This window comes from Actinomadura soli (assembly GCF_005889715.1).
Classification (GTDB): domain Bacteria; phylum Actinomycetota; class Actinomycetes; order Streptosporangiales; family Streptosporangiaceae; genus Spirillospora; species Spirillospora soli.
Map to the genome: position 1 here is coordinate 1 of NZ_VCKW01000609.1, position 610 is coordinate 610.

A 610-nucleotide genomic window follows, 5' to 3' on the forward strand; every position below is an offset into this window, starting at 1 on the left:
ACTACGACTCGTCGATTGAGTTGTGGCGGACCTCGACGTTGAGTTCGGGTGCGACGTGGAGCAATGCCACGAGTTCCTCGGTGTGGTCTCAGCAGTTGGCCTGGCGTGCGGTGTCGTACTGCTCCCGGGCGCCGGTGGAGTTTGGTGGGTCGTTGCTGCGGTCGCATGTGCAGGACGCGGTCAGCAAGGGCCATTCCACGATCACGTTCGGGCTGAAGGCCTATAACGAGTCGTCGATGTCGTGGTGGAAGCGGTTCGCCGATGACGCCTACCTGCGGGTGCAGTACAACAACCCGCCGTTGCAGCCCGACACCGACACCATGTTCGCCGACCCGGGCACCAAGTGCCTGCCCAGCGGCCAGGCCAAGTCGGTCAACGCCGTCCCTACGGTGTATGCCTACCTGAAGGACCCGGACGCCGAGGACAAGAACAAGGTGCAGGGCCAGTTCACGCTGCACTGGGCCAACAACGCCGACGGGTCGGACTGGGGCGAGAAGTGGACCTCGGCGCTGACCCCGGCCAAGACCACGGGCAGCAGGTTCGAGCAGCCGCTGCCGCCGACGATCCCGCAGGGCACCAAGATCGGCTGGGGGGTGCGGGCCTGGGACGG

At 65.9% G+C, this 610-nt stretch carries 1 pseudogene; it reads left to right on the plus strand.

Features of this window, described 5'->3' with window-relative positions:
- Nucleotides 1-152: 152 nt before the first annotated feature.
- Nucleotides 153-610 (plus strand): annotated as a pseudogene (locus ETD83_RS42125) (hypothetical protein); the annotation flags it as partial.